At 57.4% G+C, this 19,082-nt stretch carries 18 protein-coding genes; 15 read left to right on the top strand and 3 right to left on the bottom strand.

Annotated elements, in window-relative coordinates; all coding sequences use genetic code 11:
* The first annotated feature begins 14 nt into the window (after positions 1 to 14).
* Complete coding sequence (mnmE, locus tag AB4O12_RS21655; protein WP_041476524.1) at positions 15 to 1,382, top strand: tRNA uridine-5-carboxymethylaminomethyl(34) synthesis GTPase MnmE; 1,368 nt, start codon at positions 15 to 17, stop codon at positions 1,380 to 1,382.
* Between the two features lie 42 nt (positions 1,383 to 1,424).
* Here mnmE and AB4O12_RS21650 read toward each other — a convergent pair whose 3' ends face one another.
* The 3 genes from AB4O12_RS21650 to AB4O12_RS21640 form a co-directional block, all read right to left on the bottom strand.
* On the bottom strand, positions 1,425 to 3,860 hold the full coding sequence (locus tag AB4O12_RS21650) for a TonB-dependent siderophore receptor (RefSeq protein ID WP_460059718.1): 2,436 nt from the start codon (positions 3,858 to 3,860) through the stop codon (positions 1,425 to 1,427).
* Between the two features lie 118 nt (positions 3,861 to 3,978).
* The gene (locus AB4O12_RS21645; RefSeq protein WP_236167837.1) at positions 3,979 to 4,929 is read right to left on the bottom strand and encodes a FecR domain-containing protein; all 951 of its coding nucleotides are present in this window, start codon (positions 4,927 to 4,929) and stop codon (positions 3,979 to 3,981) included.
* Positions 4,929 to 5,435: a sigma-70 family RNA polymerase sigma factor gene (locus AB4O12_RS21640; protein WP_460059717.1), complete on the bottom strand. Its 507-nt coding sequence runs from the start codon at positions 5,433 to 5,435 to the stop codon at positions 4,929 to 4,931. Before AB4O12_RS21640 ends, AB4O12_RS21645 begins: the two co-directional genes overlap by 1 nt.
* Positions 5,436 to 6,005: 570 nt before the next feature.
* Between AB4O12_RS21640 and mnmG the strand changes: the two genes are divergently transcribed.
* From mnmG to glmU, 14 genes are all read left to right on the top strand, one after another.
* The gene (gene mnmG, locus AB4O12_RS21635; RefSeq protein ID WP_460059716.1) at positions 6,006 to 7,904 is read left to right on the top strand and encodes a tRNA uridine-5-carboxymethylaminomethyl(34) synthesis enzyme MnmG; all 1,899 of its coding nucleotides are present in this window, start codon (positions 6,006 to 6,008) and stop codon (positions 7,902 to 7,904) included.
* On the top strand, positions 7,901 to 8,545 hold the full coding sequence (rsmG, locus tag AB4O12_RS21630) for a 16S rRNA (guanine(527)-N(7))-methyltransferase RsmG (RefSeq protein WP_016772399.1): 645 nt from the start codon (positions 7,901 to 7,903) through the stop codon (positions 8,543 to 8,545). Before mnmG ends, rsmG begins: the two co-directional genes overlap by 4 nt.
* A gap of 18 nt (positions 8,546 to 8,563) precedes the next feature.
* Positions 8,564 to 9,361, top strand: coding sequence for a ParA family protein (locus AB4O12_RS21625; protein ID WP_016772400.1), 798 nt, complete (start codon positions 8,564 to 8,566; stop codon positions 9,359 to 9,361).
* A 9-nt stretch (positions 9,362 to 9,370) separates the two neighbouring features.
* Positions 9,371 to 10,243: a ParB/RepB/Spo0J family partition protein gene (locus AB4O12_RS21620; protein ID WP_007960777.1), complete on the top strand. Its 873-nt coding sequence runs from the start codon at positions 9,371 to 9,373 to the stop codon at positions 10,241 to 10,243.
* 148 nt (positions 10,244 to 10,391) lie between these two features.
* On the top strand, positions 10,392 to 10,799 hold the full coding sequence (locus AB4O12_RS21615) for a F0F1 ATP synthase subunit I (protein ID WP_056791105.1): 408 nt from the start codon (positions 10,392 to 10,394) through the stop codon (positions 10,797 to 10,799).
* A gap of 16 nt (positions 10,800 to 10,815) precedes the next feature.
* Positions 10,816 to 11,685 (top strand): F0F1 ATP synthase subunit A, encoded by an 870-nt coding sequence (gene atpB, locus AB4O12_RS21610; RefSeq protein ID WP_016772402.1) that lies wholly within the window; start codon positions 10,816 to 10,818, stop codon positions 11,683 to 11,685.
* Between the two features lie 133 nt (positions 11,686 to 11,818).
* Positions 11,819 to 12,076, top strand: coding sequence for a F0F1 ATP synthase subunit C (gene atpE, locus AB4O12_RS21605; RefSeq protein WP_003097235.1), 258 nt, complete (start codon positions 11,819 to 11,821; stop codon positions 12,074 to 12,076).
* Positions 12,077 to 12,134: 58 nt separating this feature from the next.
* Complete coding sequence (locus tag AB4O12_RS21600; RefSeq protein ID WP_016772403.1) at positions 12,135 to 12,605, top strand: F0F1 ATP synthase subunit B; 471 nt, start codon at positions 12,135 to 12,137, stop codon at positions 12,603 to 12,605.
* 12 nt (positions 12,606 to 12,617) lie between these two features.
* Positions 12,618 to 13,154: a F0F1 ATP synthase subunit delta gene (locus tag AB4O12_RS21595; RefSeq protein WP_016772404.1), complete on the top strand. Its 537-nt coding sequence runs from the start codon at positions 12,618 to 12,620 to the stop codon at positions 13,152 to 13,154.
* A gap of 21 nt (positions 13,155 to 13,175) precedes the next feature.
* Entirely contained in the window at positions 13,176 to 14,720 is a 1,545-nt protein-coding gene (gene atpA / locus AB4O12_RS21590; RefSeq protein WP_016772405.1) for a F0F1 ATP synthase subunit alpha, read from the top strand.
* 50 nt (positions 14,721 to 14,770) lie between these two features.
* Positions 14,771 to 15,631 carry a F0F1 ATP synthase subunit gamma gene (gene atpG / locus AB4O12_RS21585; RefSeq protein ID WP_007911960.1) on the top strand — a complete coding sequence of 287 codons (861 nt, stop codon included), beginning with the start codon at positions 14,771 to 14,773 and terminating at the stop codon, positions 15,629 to 15,631.
* Positions 15,632 to 15,658: 27 nt separating this feature from the next.
* Positions 15,659 to 17,038 (top strand): F0F1 ATP synthase subunit beta, encoded by a 1,380-nt coding sequence (gene atpD, locus AB4O12_RS21580; RefSeq protein WP_016772406.1) that lies wholly within the window; start codon positions 15,659 to 15,661, stop codon positions 17,036 to 17,038.
* A 45-nt stretch (positions 17,039 to 17,083) separates the two neighbouring features.
* The gene (locus AB4O12_RS21575) at positions 17,084 to 17,509 is read left to right on the top strand and encodes a F0F1 ATP synthase subunit epsilon (RefSeq protein WP_016772407.1); all 426 of its coding nucleotides are present in this window, start codon (positions 17,084 to 17,086) and stop codon (positions 17,507 to 17,509) included.
* A 116-nt stretch (positions 17,510 to 17,625) separates the two neighbouring features.
* Positions 17,626 to 18,993 carry a bifunctional UDP-N-acetylglucosamine diphosphorylase/glucosamine-1-phosphate N-acetyltransferase GlmU gene (glmU, locus tag AB4O12_RS21570; RefSeq protein WP_460059715.1) on the top strand — a complete coding sequence of 456 codons (1,368 nt, stop codon included), beginning with the start codon at positions 17,626 to 17,628 and terminating at the stop codon, positions 18,991 to 18,993.
* Positions 18,994 to 19,082 lie beyond the last annotated feature (89 nt).

Here is a 19,082-nt window from a genome sequence, read left to right as displayed (position 1 = left end):
CTGGATGCCGCTTTATGAGCACACCCCGTGAAACCATCGCCGCTGTCGCCACCGCTCAAGGGCGCGGCGGTGTGGGCATCGTCCGTATTTCCGGGCCGTTGGCCAGCGTTGCGGCAATAGCCATCAGCGGCCGAGAACTGAAACCACGTTACGCTCATTACGGGCCGTTTTTCAGTGACGACCAGCAGGTGCTGGACGAAGGTCTGGCTTTGTATTTTCCGGGTCCGAACTCGTTTACCGGCGAAGACGTCTTGGAATTGCAGGGCCATGGCGGCCCGATCGTTCTGGACATGTTGCTCAAGCGTTGTCTGGAACTGGGCTGCCGTCTGGCCCGTCCAGGTGAATTCAGCGAGCGCGCCTTCCTCAATGACAAACTCGATCTGGCCCAGGCCGAGGCAATTGCCGATTTGATCGAAGCCAGTTCTGCACAGGCTGCGCGCAATGCATTGCGTTCATTACAGGGTGCGTTTTCTCAGCGTGTGCATAACTTGACCGAGCAACTGATCGGTCTGCGTATCTACGTCGAAGCCGCCATCGACTTCCCGGAAGAGGAAATCGACTTTCTCGCCGACGGTCATGTATTGGGCATGCTCGATAAGGTACGCGATGAGTTATCCACAGTGCTGCGCGAAGCGGGGCAGGGCGCATTGTTGCGTGATGGTATGACAGTCGTCATCGCTGGGCGGCCGAATGCCGGTAAATCCAGCCTGTTGAATGCATTGGCCGGTCGCGAAGCCGCCATCGTCACCGAGATTGCCGGTACTACGCGGGATATCTTGCGCGAACATATCCACATCGACGGGATGCCGTTGCATGTGGTCGATACTGCAGGACTGCGTGACACCGATGATCATGTGGAAAAGATCGGTGTGGAACGGGCGTTGAAAGCCATTGGTGAAGCGGATCGGGTTTTGCTGGTGGTCGATGCGACTGCACCGGAGGCACTGGATCCTTTTGCCTTATGGCCAGAATTCCTCGAATCACGACCGGATCCGGCGAAAGTCACCCTGATCCGGAACAAAGCCGATCTGACCGGTGAAGCGATTGCTCTGGAAACCAGTGACGACGGCCACGTGACCATCAGTCTCAGCGCCAAGTCCGCTGAAGGCCTCGACCTGCTGCGTGATCATCTAAAGGCGTGCATGGGTTACGAGCAGACCTCGGAAAGCAGCTTCAGCGCACGTCGCCGGCATCTGGAGGCACTGCGCCACGCCAGCGCGGCATTGGAACATGGCCGCGCGCAACTGACCCTGGCGGGCGCTGGGGAGTTGCTCGCTGAGGATTTGCGCCAGGCTCAACATTCCCTGGGTGAAATTACCGGGGCGTTCAGTTCTGATGATTTGCTCGGACGGATTTTCTCCAGCTTCTGCATTGGCAAATAAAAGAGGGGGCTGTGGATAATTCATCCACAGCCCCTTTTTTGTTCACCAGTTATAGGACACCGTACCGAGCAAAGTACGATCCTCGCCCCAGTAACAGCGACCTGCATCGTTGCATCCCGAAACGTATTCCTTATCGAACAGGTTCTTCGCGTTCAGATCGACACTCCAGTGTGTATCGATCTGATATCCAACCGCCGCGTCGACCAATGTCACGTCGCCGGCATCCAGTTTTCCGTAGAGAGAAGGCGAAGTGTAGGCAAACGCACTGTCGAAATAACGCACGCCACCGGCCACATACAAGCCTTTCAAATCACCGTCGAGGAAGCGATATTTCGCCCAGGCCGACGCTTGATTACGCGGCACGCCGGTCATTTGGTGGCCCTTGACCAGCGACGTCGCCGAATCCTTGGTAATTTTTGCGTCGGTGTAGGTATAAGCCGCCGTGACATTGAGGTTCTGCGTCAAATTACTGTTGAGTTCCAGCTCCACCCCTTTGGCGCGGCTTTCGCCCACCTGGCGATAGGTTGACGTCGTTGCGTCGAAATAGGTGTCGTCCTTCTTGCGCAGGTCATACACCGAAGCGGTGAAAGCGGTGTCCCAGCCCATCGGTTCGTACTTCAAACCCACTTCGTACTGGCTGCTGGTGATCGGATCAAGCGGTGCGCCGGCATTGGAAATCTGCTGCACCGGCACGAACGCTGTTGAATAGCTGACATACGGCGTCATGCCGTTGTCGAACTCATACATCACGCCGCCCTGATAGGTGAATTTCTTGTCCTCGGAGCTGATGTTGCTGCCTCGCGCCACCTTGTCGCGGAAGTCACTGTCGACCCAGTCCTGGCGCCCGCCCAGCAGGAACAGCCAGTGGTCGTACTTGCTCTGAATCTGTGCATAAACACCCTTCATCTGCTGCTCGAGCAAAGTGTTCTGCACGGCAATTGGCGTGGTCGGATCGCGCAGGTAAACCGGGTTATACACATCGATCGGCCCGACAACGCCGGCATTCCAGTCCTGGTTGAACGAGGTGCGATCGTAGCTGACGCCCAACAGCACGGTGTTTTCCAGCTCGCCCGCCTCGAACTTGCCTTCGAGCTGGTTATCCAGCGAATACACCATGGATTTGTTGAAGCGATCGTAAGCGGTCACGTTCAACCGCGTGCCGAAACCGGCGTTGTTCAGATTGCCCGGCCAGGTTTCGTGGCGGGTGATGCGCGACTGCATGTAGCGCGAGTTCTGGCGGAACTGCCAGTCGTCGTTGAACGAGTGGCTGAACTCGTAACCGCTGCTCCAGGTTTCCCGTTCGAAGGTATTCCAGTCCGGGTCGCCGAGCATTGTGTCTTTGGATAATTGGCCGTTGGGATTACTCAGCAACGTGCCGGCGGCCGGCAGGCCAAGCTCCATGTTGGTGTGGTCTTTCTGGTAGTTGGCCAGCAGCGTCAGCGTATTGAAATCGTCGAAGTTCAGGGTCAGCGAAGGGGCGATATAAATCCGGTCGTCAGGAACGTGCTCGGTCTGGGTATCGGATTTGCGCCCCTGCATCACCACGCGTCCGAGAACGTTGCCGTTGTCATTGAGCGGGCCGGAGACATCTACGCCGATTTGCCGGCGATTGTTCGAGCCATAGCCCAGTTGCACTTCGCCCTGAGGCGCGGCGGTCGGGCGTTTGCTGACCAGATTGACCAGACCGCCTGGCGCATTTTCGCCATACAGCAGCGAAGACGGGCCACGGAACACCTCGACCCGCTCAAGTCCGTACGGCTCGGTGCTGGTGTCATAGCGATTGCCCTGCACGCGCAGTCCATCGCGCAGCAAACCGTAGCCGTAATCGGTGGCGTTGAAACCACGGATATAGAACAGGTCGCCAGCCAGACTGTCACCGGCGGCAAAAGGTGGGGCGAAGATCCCCGGCACGTAGCCGAGTACGTCGGAGAGTGTCTGGGATTTCTGATCCTTGATGCGCTGCCCGGTCACCACTGACACGGAACGCGGTGTTTCCGACAGCGGCGTATTGGTTTTCGTACCGATCCGGCTGTTTTGCGCCTTGTAGCCGACGTCGGCGGTGTAATCCAGATTCATTGGATTACCCAACTGCGCATTGATGTTGGTCGGCGCCAGCTCCAGGGAGTCACCGCTGGGCACGTTCTGCAGAATGTAACTGCCGGGTGCTTGTGGCACTGCCTGTAAACCCGAGCCTTGCAGCAATTGAGCGAAACCTTGTTCGACGCTGAAATCGCCATTTAAACCGGCACTGCGCAAGCGGCTGGTCTGCTGCGGCGAGAACGACAGAATCACATTGGCGGCAGCGGCGAACTGGCTCAAGGCACTATCCAGCGGGCCGGCGGCAATGGCGAAGCGCTGGGATGTCGACGCCGCGAAGGCGCTGTTGCTGATCACCAGACAAGACGCAGCGCTGGCCATCAATAAGCTGCATGCAATGCAATGTGGAGAAAAGCGCTGACGGAACGTGGGAAGACGCATGTGTGGATTAGCCCTGAAGGTGGCGAAGAGCCGCGTTTATCGCGATTACCTGTAGGGCCGGGTCAGGGCGAAAAAAGATAACCCTGCTTGAAATTATTTTTCCCCAGGCATTTTTTGATCAAGCGCTATGGCTGATCGAGATCCAATAACGGCTGAAATAACGCACGTTGATTGGCAACGAGGCCTGAAGGTTGGCCAGCACTGCGTCGGTCGAATCGAGCCGGAAAGTCCCGGAGACCCGCAGATCCCGGGCGCGGCGATCACAATGCAATACACCACTGCGATAGCGTCCCAACTCCGCGATTACATCGCCCAGGCGCGCGTCGAAAACGATCAACTGGCCGTTGATCCAGGCCACTTCTGATGACTGGAAGGAATGACTGAGGCCGATGTGCCGACTATCGAAATCCGCGCCTTCGCCTGCTTTCAGAATGAGCGCAGCAGTGGATGACTGCGCGGGTTGAACGCTGACTCGATCTTCCAGCACCCCAACTCTGGTTGAGCTGGACATCTGATGCACCGAGAACCGGGTGCCCAAAGCTTGAATCCGCCCGTCGCGGGTTTGCACATAAAACGGCCGCTGATCGCCAAGCTTGCCGGTTTGGATGAGGATTTCACCGGCACGCAGTTGAATCAGGCGTTGCGCTGCGTCGAAAGAAACATCGATGGCCGAGTCGGTGTTGAGCTGGATCTGGCTGCCATCGGCCAGGCTGATGGTGCGACGCTGACCCACACCGGTTTTATAGTCGGCCCAAACGTTGCCGAGGGATGTGTGTCGTTGAGCACTCCAGCCAACGAAGCCTGTTCCCGCTGCGAGCAGCAACAGCTTGAGCACCTGCCGGCGGTGCTGACCAGTGTTATTGAGCGCACATCGTTTCAGATCCTGCGGCAGCGTACCGAGGTGGCGCTGCAATTGTTCCATCTGGTTCCACGCCGCCAGATGCGCTGGATCGCTGTCTATCCACAACTGCCAGGCCTTTTGTTCGGCAAGGCTCGGTGGCTGAGACTGAAACTGCACATACCAGCTGGCGGCAGTTTCCAATACCTGACGGTTTGCAGCGGCGGCCATCATGGCTGCGCCATGATCAGGGCGCACTCAGTCAGGGCGCGGATCATGTGTTTTTTTACTGTGGTCAGCGAGACTGTCAATTGCACGGCGATCTGTTGATAAGTCAGTCCGTCGACTTGCGAAAGCATGAAGATCTGCCGTGTTCGCGGACCCAGCCCGGTCAATGCTTTATCCACAGCGATCAGGGTTTCAATGATCAGCGCCCTGTCTTCTTCGCTAATGACTGACGCTTCCGGCCGAGCTGCGAGGGCCTGCAGATAAGCGCTTTCAATCGCCCTGCGTCTATAACGATCGATGACCAGGCCGCGCGCAATAGTCGTCAGGTAATCCCTCGGCTCACGAATATGAGCTGCATTGCGCGCCGCCAGAACTCGCAAAAACGTGTCATGCGCCACATCGGCTGCATCGCAGGCGTTGTGCAGTTTGCCCTTGAGCCAACCATACAGCCACGAATGATGTTGCTCGTAGATTTGCTCGATCGCAGCGGTGTGGGCGGGTAGGGGCATGGGAGAAACTGATGTTTTAATGATAATGGCTATTATTAGCTTCTGTTACGTCCTCTCACAATAGCCTTTTCATTTCCTGCCCTTGGCTTGCCGAGCGTCACTAATCCCTAGCTGACGCTTTTTTTGCGTCCGGAAAAAGACATGTTGGCGATTTTCTGTGGACTAAGCCCTGTGAATAACTGCTCCTGAGGTCAGTTGATAAAGGGGGTTGAAAACTGGATATAACCCGCTCTGTGGATAACCATCCCTTTCATCCACAGGCTTACACCGGTTATCCAAGGGCCTCATTGCCACATGAGCACAGGGTTTTTAATCTCTGTACACATTGTAATACATGGCCTGTAGCGATCTATCCACAGAAATGGTGCTCAGTAAGAATAAACATAAAAACAAAGGTTTTATAAATTTCTCTCTTTTTTATTTTTTTTAACCTCGAGTTCTCCACAGCTGGTTAAATTTTGTGCAAAGGGTTCTTTAGAAAGGGCGAAGTCCCTATACTTGCCGACCAGGTCCAGAAACCTGGTTTCAATATTTCCTGAATGACCTACTTAAGCAGGCACGAGGTGCGTGGTGGATTTCCCTTCCCGTTTTGAAGTGATCGTCATCGGCGGCGGTCATGCCGGTACCGAGGCAGCACTGGCGTCAGCACGCATGGGGGCAAAAACCCTGTTGCTGACGCATAACGTGGAAACCCTCGGCGCCATGAGTTGCAACCCGGCCATCGGTGGCATCGGCAAAAGCCATCTGGTCAAGGAAATCGATGCCCTCGGCGGCGCGATGGCCATGGCTACCGACAAGGGCGGCATCCAGTTTCGCGTGTTGAACAGCCGCAAAGGCCCGGCAGTACGGGCCACCCGTGCGCAAGCCGACCGAATTCTCTATAAGGCCGCTGTCCGCGAAATCCTGGAAAACCAGCCAAACCTGTGGATATTTCAACAGGCTGCTGACGACCTGATCGTCGAGCAGGAGCAAGTCCGTGGTGTGGTTACACAGATGGGGCTGCGTTTCTTCGCCGATTCCGTGGTGTTGACCACCGGTACATTCCTCGGCGGACTTATCCACATCGGTTTGCAGAATTTCTCCGGCGGTCGCGCCGGTGATCCACCGTCGATTGCTCTGGCCCACCGTCTGCGTGAGTTGCCATTGCGTGTCGGGCGCCTGAAGACCGGTACACCGCCGCGTATTGATGGCAAATCTGTGGATTTCTCGGTGATGACCGAGCAGCCGGGTGACACTCCGATCCCGGTGATGTCGTTCATGGGCAGCAAGGAGCAGCATCCGCGCCAGGTCAGTTGCTGGATTACCCATACCAATGCGCGTACCCACGAAATCATCGCGGCGAATCTTGATCGTTCGCCGATGTATTCCGCTGCCGGTGAAATCGAAGGTGTCGGCCCGCGTTATTGCCCGTCGATCGAAGACAAGATTCATCGCTTTGCCGACAAGGAAAGCCATCAGGTGTTCATCGAACCGGAAGGTCTGACCACCCATGAGCTGTATCCGAACGGGATATCCACAAGCCTGCCGTTCGACGTGCAATTGCAGATCGTGCAATCGATCCGCGGTATGGAAAACGCGCACATCGTGCGTCCGGGTTATGCGATCGAGTACGACTACTTCGATCCCCGCGATCTGAAGTACAGTCTGGAAACCAAAGTCATCGGCGGTCTGTTCTTCGCCGGGCAGATCAACGGCACCACCGGTTACGAAGAAGCCGGCGCTCAAGGTCTGCTCGCCGGCGCCAACGCTGCGCTGCGGGCCAAGGGCAAAGAAGCCTGGTGTCCGCGCCGCGATGAAGCGTACATCGGCGTTCTGGTCGACGACCTGATCACCCTCGGTACCCAAGAGCCGTACCGCATGTTCACCTCTCGCGCCGAGTACCGCCTGATTCTGCGCGAAGACAACGCCGACCTGCGTCTGACCGAAAAAGGGCGCGAGCTCGGTCTGGTCGATGACGCGCGCTGGGCGGCCTTCTGCAAGAAACGCGAAAGCATTGAGCTTGAAGAGCAGCGCCTGAAAAGCACTTGGGTGCGGCCGAACACCCCGCAGGGCGATGCGATTGCCGAGAAATTCGGCACACCGCTGACTCACGAATACAACCTGCTCAACCTGTTGAGCCGTCCGGAAATCGATTACTCCGGTCTGGTCGAAGTGACCGGGCAGGGCGCCGAAGATCCGCAGGTCGCCGAGCAGGTCGAGATCAAGACCAAATACGCCGGTTACATCGACCGCCAACAGGACGAAATCGCCCGTCTGCGCGCCAGCGAAGACACGAAATTGCCTGTGGATATCGATTACACCAACATCTCCGGTCTGTCCAAGGAGATCCAGAGCAAGCTCGGCGCCACACGTCCTGAAACGCTGGGCCAGGCTTCGCGGATTCCTGGCGTAACCCCGGCAGCGATTTCGCTGTTGATGATTCATTTGAAAAAACGCGGCGCGGGCCGTCAGTTGGAGCAAAGCGCTTGAGTGCCAAGGTCACTTCGCAACACGCCGAAGAGTTATCCACAGGAGCCCGCGAGCTCGGTGTCAATCTCACAGAAACCCAGCACGAATTGCTGCTGGGTTATCTGGCCCTGTTGATCAAATGGAACCAGGCCTACAACCTGACCGCCGTGCGCGATCCTGATGAAATGGTTTCGCGGCACTTGCTCGATAGTCTCAGCGTGATGTCGTTCATCGAAAACGGTCGCTGGCTCGATGTCGGCAGTGGCGGTGGCATGCCTGGTATCCCGCTGGCGATCCTGTACCCGGACTCGCAAGTGACCTGTCTGGACAGCAACGGCAAGAAAACCCGCTTTCTGACTCAGGTCAAACTGGAGCTGAAGCTGGATAACCTGCAAGTTATCCACAGTCGCGTCGAAGCGTTCCAGCCTGCGCAACCATTCAACGGGATCATTTCCCGGGCCTTCAGCAGCATGGAAAACTTCACCAACTGGACTCGCCACTTGGGCGATGCCGATACACGCTGGCTGGCAATGAAGGGCGTTCATCCGGCCGATGAGCTGGTAGCATTGCCGGCAGATTTCAAACTCGATAGCGAACACGCCCTGGCCGTCCCCGGTTGCCAAGGCCAACGCCATCTGCTGATACTGCGCCGCACGGCATGATTGGGAACACAAGCAAGAATGGCTAAGGTATTCGCGATAGCGAACCAGAAGGGTGGTGTGGGCAAAACCACCACCTGCATCAACCTCGCAGCATCCCTGGTCGCGACCAAGCGACGGGTGCTGTTGATCGATCTCGATCCACAGGGCAACGCCACCATGGGTAGCGGTGTGGATAAACATGGTCTGGAAAACTCGGTCTACGATCTGCTGATCGGTGAATGCGATCTGGGTCAGGCCATGCACTTCTCCGAGCACGGCGGTTATCAATTGCTGCCGGCCAACCGCGATCTGACCGCGGCCGAAGTGGTGCTGCTGGAAATGCAGATGAAGGAAAGCCGTCTGCGCAGCGCGCTGGCGCCGATCCGTGACAACTACGATTACATTTTGATCGACTGCCCACCGTCGCTGTCGATGCTCACACTCAACGCACTGGTCGCCGCTGACGGGGTGATTATCCCCATGCAGTGCGAATACTTTGCGCTGGAAGGTTTGAGCGACCTTGTGGATAACATCAAGCGCATCGCCGAGCTGCTCAACCCGAACCTGAAAGTCGAAGGCCTGCTGCGGACCATGTACGACCCGCGCCTGAGCCTAATGAACGATGTTTCGGCGCAGCTCAAGGAACACTTCGGCGATCAGCTGTACGACACGGTGATCCCGCGCAACATTCGCCTGGCCGAAGCACCGAGCTACGGCATGCCGGCGCTGGCTTACGACAAGCAATCGCGTGGTGCCCTGGCCTATCTGGCTCTGGCAGGCGAGATGGTTCGTCGTCAGCGCAAAAATTCACGCATTGCTGCTGCTCAGCCAACTTAAGGAATCCCCATGGCCGTCAAGAAACGAGGTCTCGGACGTGGACTGGATGCACTGCTGAGTGGTCCGACGGTCAGCGCGCTGGAAGAACAAGCCGCGCAGGCCGACACCCGCGAACTGCAACACCTGCCGCTGGACCTGCTGCAGCGCGGCAAATATCAGCCGCGCCGTGACATGGACCCGCAGGCCCTGGAAGAGCTGGCGCAGTCGATCAAGGCCCAAGGTGTGATGCAGCCGATCGTGGTGCGCCCGATTGGCGGCGGTCGCTTCGAGATCATTGCCGGTGAACGCCGCTGGCGCGCCAGTCAGCAGGCCGGGCAGGAAACCATCCCGGCGATGGTTCGCGATGTGCCGGATGAAACCGCCATTGCGATTGCGCTGATCGAGAACATCCAGCGCGAAGATCTCAATCCGATCGAAGAAGCCGTCGCCTTGCAGCGCTTGCAGCAGGAATTCCAGCTGACTCAGCAGCAGGTTGCCGAGGCTGTGGGTAAGTCGCGGGTGACTGTGGCTAACCTGTTGCGACTTATTGCACTGCCTGAAGTGATCAAGACAATGCTGTCGCACGGTGACCTGGAAATGGGTCACGCGCGTGCCTTGCTCGGTCTGCCGGACAATCAGCAGGTCGAAGGGGCGCGACATGTTGTCGCACGAGGACTGACCGTGCGCCAAACTGAGGCACTGGTTCGTCAGTGGTTGAGTGGCAAACCGGAGCCTGTGGAAGCTGCAAAACCTGACCCGGACATCGCTCGCCTCGAGCAGCGTTTGGCCGAGCGCCTAGGCTCTGCGGTGCAGATTCGCCATGGCAAGAAGGGCAAGGGCCAATTGGTGATTGGTTATAACTCGCTCGACGAGCTTCAAGGTGTGCTCGCACACATCCGCTGAAACATTTCCTCATGTAGCGCGCAGTCGGAAATCACTACCTGACAGTTGAATAGGGGCAGAACCGCCCCTATACTCTGCGCGCATTTTGTCGGCACAAATTATGCCAAGTTATTGGATTTCGGCAGCCGACCATTGGAGAGCAACTGTGATGGGAACCCGCACGCCAAACCGCTTGCCTTTCCATCGCCTGGCGGTTTTTCCGGTGTTGATGGCTCAATTTGTCATTCTGCTCATTGCCGCTTTGGCGCTCTGGCAATGGCATGGAGTCGTTGCCGGATACTCGGGACTTTGCGGAGGCCTGATAGCCTTGCTGCCCAATGTTTATTTCGCTCACAGGGCATTTCGGTTTTCCGGCGCCCGAGCAGCCCAGTCCATCGTCCGGTCTTTTTATGCCGGCGAGGCAGGCAAACTTATTTTGACGGCAGTGCTGTTTGCACTGGTGTTCGCAGGTGTGAAGCCACTGGCGCCGATCGCAGTATTCGGCGTGTTCGTGCTGACGCAGTCGGTCAGCTGGTTCGCTCCCCTGCTGATGAGAACAAGACTTTCGAGACCTTAGGGCGTTTGAGGCAACCATGGCAGAGACAACCGCTTCGGGCTATATCCAGCACCACTTGCAGAACCTGACTTTCGGTCAGCTACCCAACGGCGGCTGGGGCTTTGCCCACACCGCAGCAGAAGCCAAGGAAATGGGCTTCTGGGCTTTCCACGTCGATACCCTCGGCTGGTCGGTCGCGCTGGGTCTGATCTTCGTTCTTCTTTTCCGCATGGCGGCAAAGAAAGCGACTTCGGGTCAGCCGGGTGCCTTGCAGAACTTCGTTGAAGTATTGGTCGAATTCGTCGATGGCAGCGTGAAAGACAGCTTCCATGGCCGTAGCCCGGTGATTGCACCGCTGGCACTGACCATCTTCGTCTGGGTGTTCCTGATGAACGCCGTCGACCTGGTACCGGTCGACTGGATTCCTCAGCTGGCCATCCTGATCTCCGGCGATGCCCACATCCCGTTCCGCGCCGTGTCGACTACCGACCCGAACGCGACTCTGGGCATGGCGTTCTCGGTGTTCGCACTGATCATTTTCTACAGCATCAAGGTCAAGGGCATCGGCGGCTTCATCGGCGAACTGACCCTGCACCCGTTCGGCAGCAAGAACATCTTCGTTCAGGCCCTGCTGATCCCGGTGAACTTCCTGCTGGAATTCGTCACCCTGATCGCCAAGCCGATCTCTCTGGCTCTGCGTCTGTTCGGCAACATGTATGCCGGCGAGCTGGTGTTCATTCTGATCGCTGTGATGTTCGGCAGCGGCCTGCTCTGGCTCAGCGGCCTGGGCGTTGTTCTGCAGTGGGCGTGGGCTGTATTCCACATCCTGATCATCACCCTGCAGGCGTTCATCTTCATGATGCTGACCATCGTCTACCTGTCGATGGCGCACGAAGAAAACCATTAAGACCAGTCTCGACTAGTCTGATGTTCCTCCCGGTCAAACGGGAGGGAGCTCCTTGCGGGGCAGCTGAAACGATTTGTTTTACCGCTTTAATCTAAAAAACCTAAACCATACGACGTAAAAGTCGGGAGGAAAGATGGAAACTGTAGTTGGTCTAACCGCTATCGCTGTTGCACTGTTGATCGGCCTGGGCGCACTGGGTACCGCAATTGGTTTCGGCCTGCTGGGCGGCAAGTTCCTGGAAGGCGCAGCGCGTCAGCCAGAAATGGTTCCAATGCTGCAAGTGAAAATGTTCATCGTTGCCGGTCTGCTCGACGCCGTAACCATGATCGGTGTTGGTATCGCTCTGTTCTTCACCTTTGCGAACCCGTTCGTTGGTCAGATCGCTGGCTGATTACTCGGATCTTCCGGGTAATTTGGTGTGATGGACAACGTAACTGCGAGGTGTTGGCGTGAACATTAATGCGACCCTGATTGGCCAGTCCGTTGCGTTCCTGATTTTTGTACTGTTCTGCATGAAGTATGTATGGCCTCCGGTCATCGCTGCTCTGCACGAACGTCAAAAGAAGATCGCTGATGGTCTGGACGCTGCCAGCCGTGCAGCTCGCGACCTGGAGTTGGCCCAAGAGAAAGCGGGTCAGCAACTGCGCGAAGCGAAAGCTCAGGCAGCTGAAATCATCGAGCAAGCCAAGAAACGCGGTAACCAGATCGTCGAAGAGGCTGTTGAAAAAGCCCGTATCGACGCTGACCGTGTGAAGGTTCAGGCTCAAGCCGAGATCGAACAGGAACTGAACAGCGTCAAAGACAAGCTGCGTGCCCAAGTGGGCTTGCTGGCTGTTGGCGGCGCCGAGAAGATCCTGGGTGCCACAATCGATCAAAACGCGCACGCAGAGCTGGTTAACCAACTGGCTGCTGAAATCTAAGCGAGGGCGATCATGGCAGAACTGACCACGTTGGCCCGACCTTACGCTAAGGCGGCCTTCGAGCACGCTCAGGCCCACCAGCAACTGGCCAATTGGTCAGCCATGCTCGGCCTGGCAGCAGCGGTGTCGCAAGACGACACCCTGCAGCGCGTGCTCAAGGCCCCGCGACTGACGAGCGCAGAAAAGGCCGCCACGTTCATTGACGTGTGCGGCGACAAGTTTGATGAAAAGGCACGCAATTTCATCAACGTCGTTGCCGAGAACGACCGTCTCCTGCTTCTGCCGGAGATCGCCGCTCTGTTCGACCTGTACAAGGCCGAACAAGAGAAATCGGTAGACGTTGAAGTAACCAGTGCATTTGCATTGAACCAAGAACAGCAAGACAAACTCGCCAAGGTTCTCAGTGCACGACTCAACCGGGAAGTGCGCCTGCAAGTTGCGGAGGACGCTGCCTTGATTGGTGGTGTCGTGATCCGCGCCGGCGACCTGGTTATCGATGGCTCGATTCGCGGCAAAATCGCGAAACTTGCCGAAGCATTGAAATCTTGAGTTTGAAGGGGCAGCAGAGCAATGCAGCAACTCAATCCTTCCGAAATAAGTGAAATTATCAAGGGCCGCATCGACAAGCTCGATGTGACCTCCCAAGCCCGTAACGAAGGCACTGTCGTCAGCGTATCTGACGGCATCGTGCGGATTCACGGTCTGGCCGACGTCATGTACGGCGAGATGATCGAGTTTCCGGGCGGCGTCTACGGTATGGCCCTCAACCTGGAGCAGGACTCCGTAGGTGCCGTGGTATTGGGCTCCTACCAGTCGCTGGCTGAAGGCATGAGCGCCAAGTGCACCGGCCGCATCCTCGAAGTTCCTGTTGGTAAGGAATTGCTGGGCCGCGTAGTCGATGCTCTGGGTAACCCTGTTGACGGCAAAGGTCCACTGGGCAACACCGAGACCGACGCGGTCGAGAAAGTTGCTCCGGGCGTGATCTGGCGTAAGTCGGTAGACCAGCCTGTACAGACTGGCTACAAGGCTGTCGATGCCATGATCCCTGTCGGCCGTGGCCAGCGTGAGCTGATCATCGGTGACCGTCAGATCGGTAAAACCGCTCTGGCGATCGACGCGATCATCAACCAGAAAGACAGCGGCATTTTCTGCGTCTACGTAGCCATCGGTCAGAAGCAATCGACCATCGCCAACGTGGTTCGCAAGCTGGAAGAAAACGGCGCCCTGGCCAACACGATCATCGTGGCTGCCAGTGCTTCGGAATCTCCTGCGCTGCAATTCCTGGCACCGTACTCCGGTTGCACCATGGGTGAATTCTTCCGCGACCGCGGTGAAGACGCGCTGATCGTTTATGACGATCTGTCCAAGCAGGCAGTGGCTTACCGCCAGATTTCCCTGCTGCTGCGCCGTCCACCAGGCCGTGAAGCTTACCCAGGCGACGTGTTCTATCTCCACTCCCGTCTGCTGGAGCGCGCATCCCGCGTTTCGGAAGAATACGTAGAGAAGTTCACCAACGGCGCAGTGACCGGAAAAACCGGTTCCCTGACCGCACTGCCGATCATCGAAACCCAGGCTGGCGACGTTTCCGCGTTCGTTCCGACCAACGTGATTTCCATCACCGACGGTCAGATCTTCCTGGAATCGGCCATGTTCAACTCGGGCATCCGCCCTGCAGTGAACGCCGGTGTTTCGGTATCCCGTGTGGGTGGTGCCGCTCAGACCAAGATCATCAAGAAGCTCTCCGGTGGTATCCGTACCGCTCTGGCTCAGTACCGTGAACTGGCGGCATTCGCCCAGTTCGCTTCTGACCTGGACGAAGCGACCCGCAAGCAACTTGAGCATGGTCAGCGCGTTACCGAGCTGATGAAGCAGAAGCAATACGCACCAATGTCGATCGCTGACATGGCGCTGTCGCTGTATGCCGCTGAGCGTGGGTTCCTGACTGACATTGAAATCGCCAAGGTCGGCAGCTTCGAACAAGCGCTGATTGCTTTCTTCAACCGCGATCACGCCGATTTGATGGCCAAGATCAACGTTAAAGGTGACTTCAATGACGAAATCGACGCTGGCATGAAAGCCGGTATCGAGAAGTTCAAGGCCACCCAAACCTGGTAAGCCGCAGCGGGAGCCGCGAGGCTCCCGCTTGCTAACCTGATAGGTGTTACATGGCAGGCGCAAAAGAGATTCGCAGTAAGATTGCGAGCATCAAAAGCACGCAAAAGATTACCAGCGCCATGGAAAAAGTGGCGGTCAGCAAAATGCGCAAGGCACAAATGCGCATGGCTGCTAGCCGTCCTTATGCGGAGCGTATCCGCCAGGTAATTGGGCATCTGGCCAACGCCAACCCGGAATACCGCCACCCGTTCATGATCGACCGCGAAATCAAGCGCGTCGGTTATGTCGTCGTGAGCAGTGACCGTGGTCTGTGCGGCGGCTTGAACACCAACCTGTTCAAGGCCCTGGTCAAGGACATGGCGGTAAACCGCGAAAACGGCGTCGAGATTGATCTGTGTGTAGTCGGTAGCAAGGGTGCGGCCTTTTTCCGCAACTTCGGCGGTAACGTCGTTGCAGCTATCAGCCACCTGGGTGAAGAGCCGTCGATCAATGACCTGATCGGCAGCGTCAAGGTGATGCTGGATGCCTACCTGGACGGCCGTATCGACCGCCTGTCCGTGGTGTCCAACAAGTTCATCAACACCATGACGCAACAGCCTACCGTGGAGCAGTTGATTCCACTGGTGGCAACCCCGGATCAGGATCTCAAGCACCACTGGGACTATCTCTACGAACCGGACGCCAAAGAGCTGCTTGACGGCTTGATGGTCCGTTACGTCGAGTCGCAGGTCTACCAGGCGGTGGTCGAGAACAACGCGGCTGAACAGGCTGCGCGGATGATCGCGATGAAGAACGCTACCGACAACGCCGGTGATTTGATCAGCGATTTGCAGCTGATCTACAACAAGGCGCGTCAGGCTGCGATCACCCAAGAGATCTCGGAAATCGTCGGCGGCGCTGCCGCGGTTTAACGGTTCAAATATTCAGAGGATCCAGCTATGAGTAGCGGACGTATCGTTCAAATCATCGGCGCCGTTATCGACGTGGAATTTCCACGCGACAGCGTACCGAGCATCTACAACGCGCTGACTGTACAAAGCGCGGCCGCAACCACTCTGGAAGTTCAGCAGCAGCTGGGCGACGGCGTGGTGCGTACCATTGCGATGGGTTCCACCGAGGGCTTGAAGCGCGGTCTGGAAGTCACCGACTCTGGCGCAGCCATCTCCGTACCGGTCGGTAAAGCGACCCTGGGCCGGATCATGGACGTCCTCGGTAACCCGATCGACGAAGCTGGCCCGATCGACACCGAAGAGCGCTGGGGCATTCACCGCGCAGCACCTTCGTTCGCCGAGCAAGCAGGCGGCAACGACCTGCTGGAAACCGGCATCAAGGTTATCGACCTGGTCTGCCCGTTCGCCAAGGGCGGTAAAGTCGGTCTGTTCGGTGGTGCCGGTGTAGGCAAAACCGTAAACATGATGGAACTGATCCGTAACATCGCCATCGAGCACAGCGGTTATTCCGTGTTCGCCGGTGTGGGTGAGCGTACTCGTGAGGGTAACGACTTCTACCACGAGATGAAGGACTCCAACGTTCTGGACAAAGTGGCACTGGTTTACGGTCAGATGAACGAGCCGCCGGGAAACCGTCTGCGCGTAGCACTGACCGGCCTGACCATGGCCGAGAAGTTCCGTGACGAAGGTAACGACGTTCTGCTGTTCGTCGACAACATCTATCGTTACACCCTGGCCGGTACTGAAGTATCCGCACTGCTGGGCCGTATGCCTTCGGCAGTAGGTTACCAGCCGACCCTGGCTGAAGAGATGGGCGTTCTGCAGGAACGTATCACTTCGACCAAGGAAGGTTCGATCACCTCGATCCAGGCGGTATACGTACCTGCGGACGACTTGACCGACCCGTCGCCAGCGACCACCTTCGCCCACTTGGACGCCACCGTCGTTCTGTCCCGTGACATCGCTTCCCTGGGTATCTACCCGGCGGTAGATCCACTGGATTCGACTTCGCGCCAGCTGGACCCGAACGTGATCGGTCAGGACCACTACGACACCGCTCGCGGCGTTCAGTATGTTCTGCAGCGTTACAAAGAGCTGAAAGACATCATCGCGATCCTGGGTATGGACGAGCTGTCGGAAGCCGACAAACAGTTGGTTAACCGTGCTCGTAAGATCCAGCGCTTCTTGTCGCAGCCGTTCTTCGTGGCTGAAGTCTTCACCGGTGCTTCGGGTAAATACGTTTCCCTGAAAGACACCATTGCTGGCTTCAAAGGCATCCTCAACGGTGACTACGACCACCTGCCAGAACAAGCGTTCTACATGGTTGGCGGCATCGAAGAAGCGATCGAGAAAGCCAAGAAACTGTAATCCCGGCGCCCGGCAACGGGCGCTAATTTAGGTTGAGGCAATCAGATGGCTATGACAGTCCATTGCGATATCGTCAGCGCGGAAGGGGAAATCTTTTCCGGCCTGGTCGAGATGGTGATTGCGCACGGTGCACTGGGTGATCTTGGTATCGCTCTGGGTCACGCGCCGCTGATCACTAATCTCAAGCCGGGTCCGATCCGCCTGATCAAGCAAGGCGGGGAAGCCGAGGTGTTCTACATCTCCGGTGGTTTCCTCGAGGTTCAGCCGAACATGGTCAAGGTACTTGCCGATACCGTGCAACGTGCCGCCGACCTGGATGAAGCTCAGGCTCAGGCAGCTCTCAAGGCTGCCGAGAATGCCCTGAACGAAAAAGGCGCGGACTTCGATTACGGCGCCGCTGCCACTCGTCTGGCCGAGGCTGCAGCCCAGCTGCGCACCGTCCAGCAGATCCGCAAGAAGTTTGGCGGTTAATCCGTCATCCGCTTGTTGTGCGATTGATAAAAAAGGGTAGCCTCGGCTACCCTTTTTTCTTTTCCGAATTTCAAACCCGGTCGCAGTTGCTGACCACCCAGGATTGGTAGCCAGTCATGTCTCTCGAAATCGTTATCCTCGCGGCCGGTCAAGGCACTCGCATGCGCTCGGCGCTGCCCAAAGTGCTGCACCCGATTGCCGGCAACTCCATGCTCGGTCATGTTATCCACAGCGCTCGGCAACTTGATCCACAACGCATTCACGTGGTGATCGGTCACGGTGCCGATGTGGTGCGTGAGCGGCTGGCAGCTGATGACCTGAATTTTGTGTTGCAGGACAAGCAACTGGGCACTGGCCATGCCACCGCCCAAGCGGTGCCGTTCATTGATGCCGACACTGTGCTGATTCTTTACGGCGATGTGCCGCTGATTGAAGTCGATACCCTGCAACGTCTGCTCAAGCATGTCGTGCCGGGCCAGATGGGTTTGCTCACTGTCGAGCTGGATGACCCGACCGGTTACGGCCGCATCGTGCGTGATGCTGACGGCAAGGTCGCGGCAATCGTCGAGCACAAAGACGCCAGCGAAGCGCAACGTGCGATCACCGAAGGCAACACCGGCATCCTCGCTGTGCCGGCCAATCGCCTGGCGGACTGGATGAGTCGCCTGTCGAACAATAACGCGCAGGGCGAGTACTACCTTACCGACGTGATCGAAATGGCGGTCAGCGATGGTCTGGTGGTTGCCACCGAACAGCCGCACGACCCGATGGAAGTGCAGGGCGCCAACGATCGCAAGCAGCTCTCTGAACTGGAGCGTCATTACCAGTTGCGCGCCGGCCGCCGCCTGATGGCTGAGGGCGTGACCCTGCGTGACCCGGCCCGCTTCGACGTACGCGGCGAAGTCAGCGTCGGTCGCGATGTGCTGATCGACATCAACGTGATCCTCGAAGGCAAGGTCATCATCGAAGACGACGTACAGATCGGCCCGAACTGCGTGATCAAGGACAGCACCCTGCGCAAAGGCGTGGTAATCAAGGCCAACAGTCATATAGAAGGCGCCATTCTCGGTGAAGGCAGTGACGCTGGTCCCTTCGCGCGGTTACGCCCGGGCACTGTGCTCGAAGCGCGCGCCCATGTGGGTAACTTCGTTGAGCTGAAAAATGCACACATGGGCGAGGGTGCCAAGGCTGGCCATCTGACCTATCTGGGCGATGCAGAAATCGGCGCACGCACCAACATCGGCGCCGGCACCATCACTTGCAACTACGATGGCGCCAACAAGTGGAAAACCGTGCTGGGTGCTGATGTGTTCATCGGTTCCAACAACTCGCTGGTCGCGCCTGTGGATATCTCCAACGGTGCGACGACTGCGGCCGGCTCGACCATCACGCAAAATGTGGATAACGCTCAGTTGGCGGTAGGCCGAGCCCGCCAGAAGAACATCGACGGCTGGAAGCGGCCGGAAAAAATCAAAAAATCCTGATTTATCCACAATCCCCTGTGGGAGCGTGCCTGTTCGCGAATGCGGTCTCTCCGTCACGTCTTGAGTGGCTAGGACTCCCCTTTCGCGAG

The organism is Pseudomonas sp. S2_A05 (assembly GCF_054668485.1).
This window is presented reverse-complemented; position numbering and strand designations above follow the sequence as displayed.

What these genes read in the sequence shown, in the direction of transcription:
- mnmE (WP_041476524.1), top strand. Translation starts at nt 15, where the DNA reads ATGAGCACACCCCGTGAAACCATCGCCGCTGTCGCCACCGCTCAAGGG.
- AB4O12_RS21650 (WP_460059718.1), bottom strand. Translation starts at nt 3,860, where the DNA reads ATGCGTCTTCCCACGTTCCGTCAGCGCTTTTCTCCACATTGCATTGCA.
- AB4O12_RS21645 (WP_236167837.1), bottom strand. Translation starts at nt 4,929, where the DNA reads ATGGCCGCCGCTGCAAACCGTCAGGTATTGGAAACTGCCGCCAGCTGG.
- AB4O12_RS21640 (WP_460059717.1), bottom strand. Translation starts at nt 5,435, where the DNA reads ATGCCCCTACCCGCCCACACCGCTGCGATCGAGCAAATCTACGAGCAA.
- AB4O12_RS21625 (WP_016772400.1), top strand. Translation starts at nt 8,564, where the DNA reads ATGGCTAAGGTATTCGCGATAGCGAACCAGAAGGGTGGTGTGGGCAAA.
- AB4O12_RS21620 (WP_007960777.1), top strand. Translation starts at nt 9,371, where the DNA reads ATGGCCGTCAAGAAACGAGGTCTCGGACGTGGACTGGATGCACTGCTG.
- AB4O12_RS21615 (WP_056791105.1), top strand. Translation starts at nt 10,392, where the DNA reads ATGGGAACCCGCACGCCAAACCGCTTGCCTTTCCATCGCCTGGCGGTT.
- atpB (WP_016772402.1), top strand. Translation starts at nt 10,816, where the DNA reads ATGGCAGAGACAACCGCTTCGGGCTATATCCAGCACCACTTGCAGAAC.
- atpE (WP_003097235.1), top strand. Translation starts at nt 11,819, where the DNA reads ATGGAAACTGTAGTTGGTCTAACCGCTATCGCTGTTGCACTGTTGATC.
- AB4O12_RS21595 (WP_016772404.1), top strand. Translation starts at nt 12,618, where the DNA reads ATGGCAGAACTGACCACGTTGGCCCGACCTTACGCTAAGGCGGCCTTC.
- atpA (WP_016772405.1), top strand. Translation starts at nt 13,176, where the DNA reads ATGCAGCAACTCAATCCTTCCGAAATAAGTGAAATTATCAAGGGCCGC.
- atpG (WP_007911960.1), top strand. Translation starts at nt 14,771, where the DNA reads ATGGCAGGCGCAAAAGAGATTCGCAGTAAGATTGCGAGCATCAAAAGC.
- atpD (WP_016772406.1), top strand. Translation starts at nt 15,659, where the DNA reads ATGAGTAGCGGACGTATCGTTCAAATCATCGGCGCCGTTATCGACGTG.
- AB4O12_RS21575 (WP_016772407.1), top strand. Translation starts at nt 17,084, where the DNA reads ATGGCTATGACAGTCCATTGCGATATCGTCAGCGCGGAAGGGGAAATC.
- glmU (WP_460059715.1), top strand. Translation starts at nt 17,626, where the DNA reads ATGTCTCTCGAAATCGTTATCCTCGCGGCCGGTCAAGGCACTCGCATG.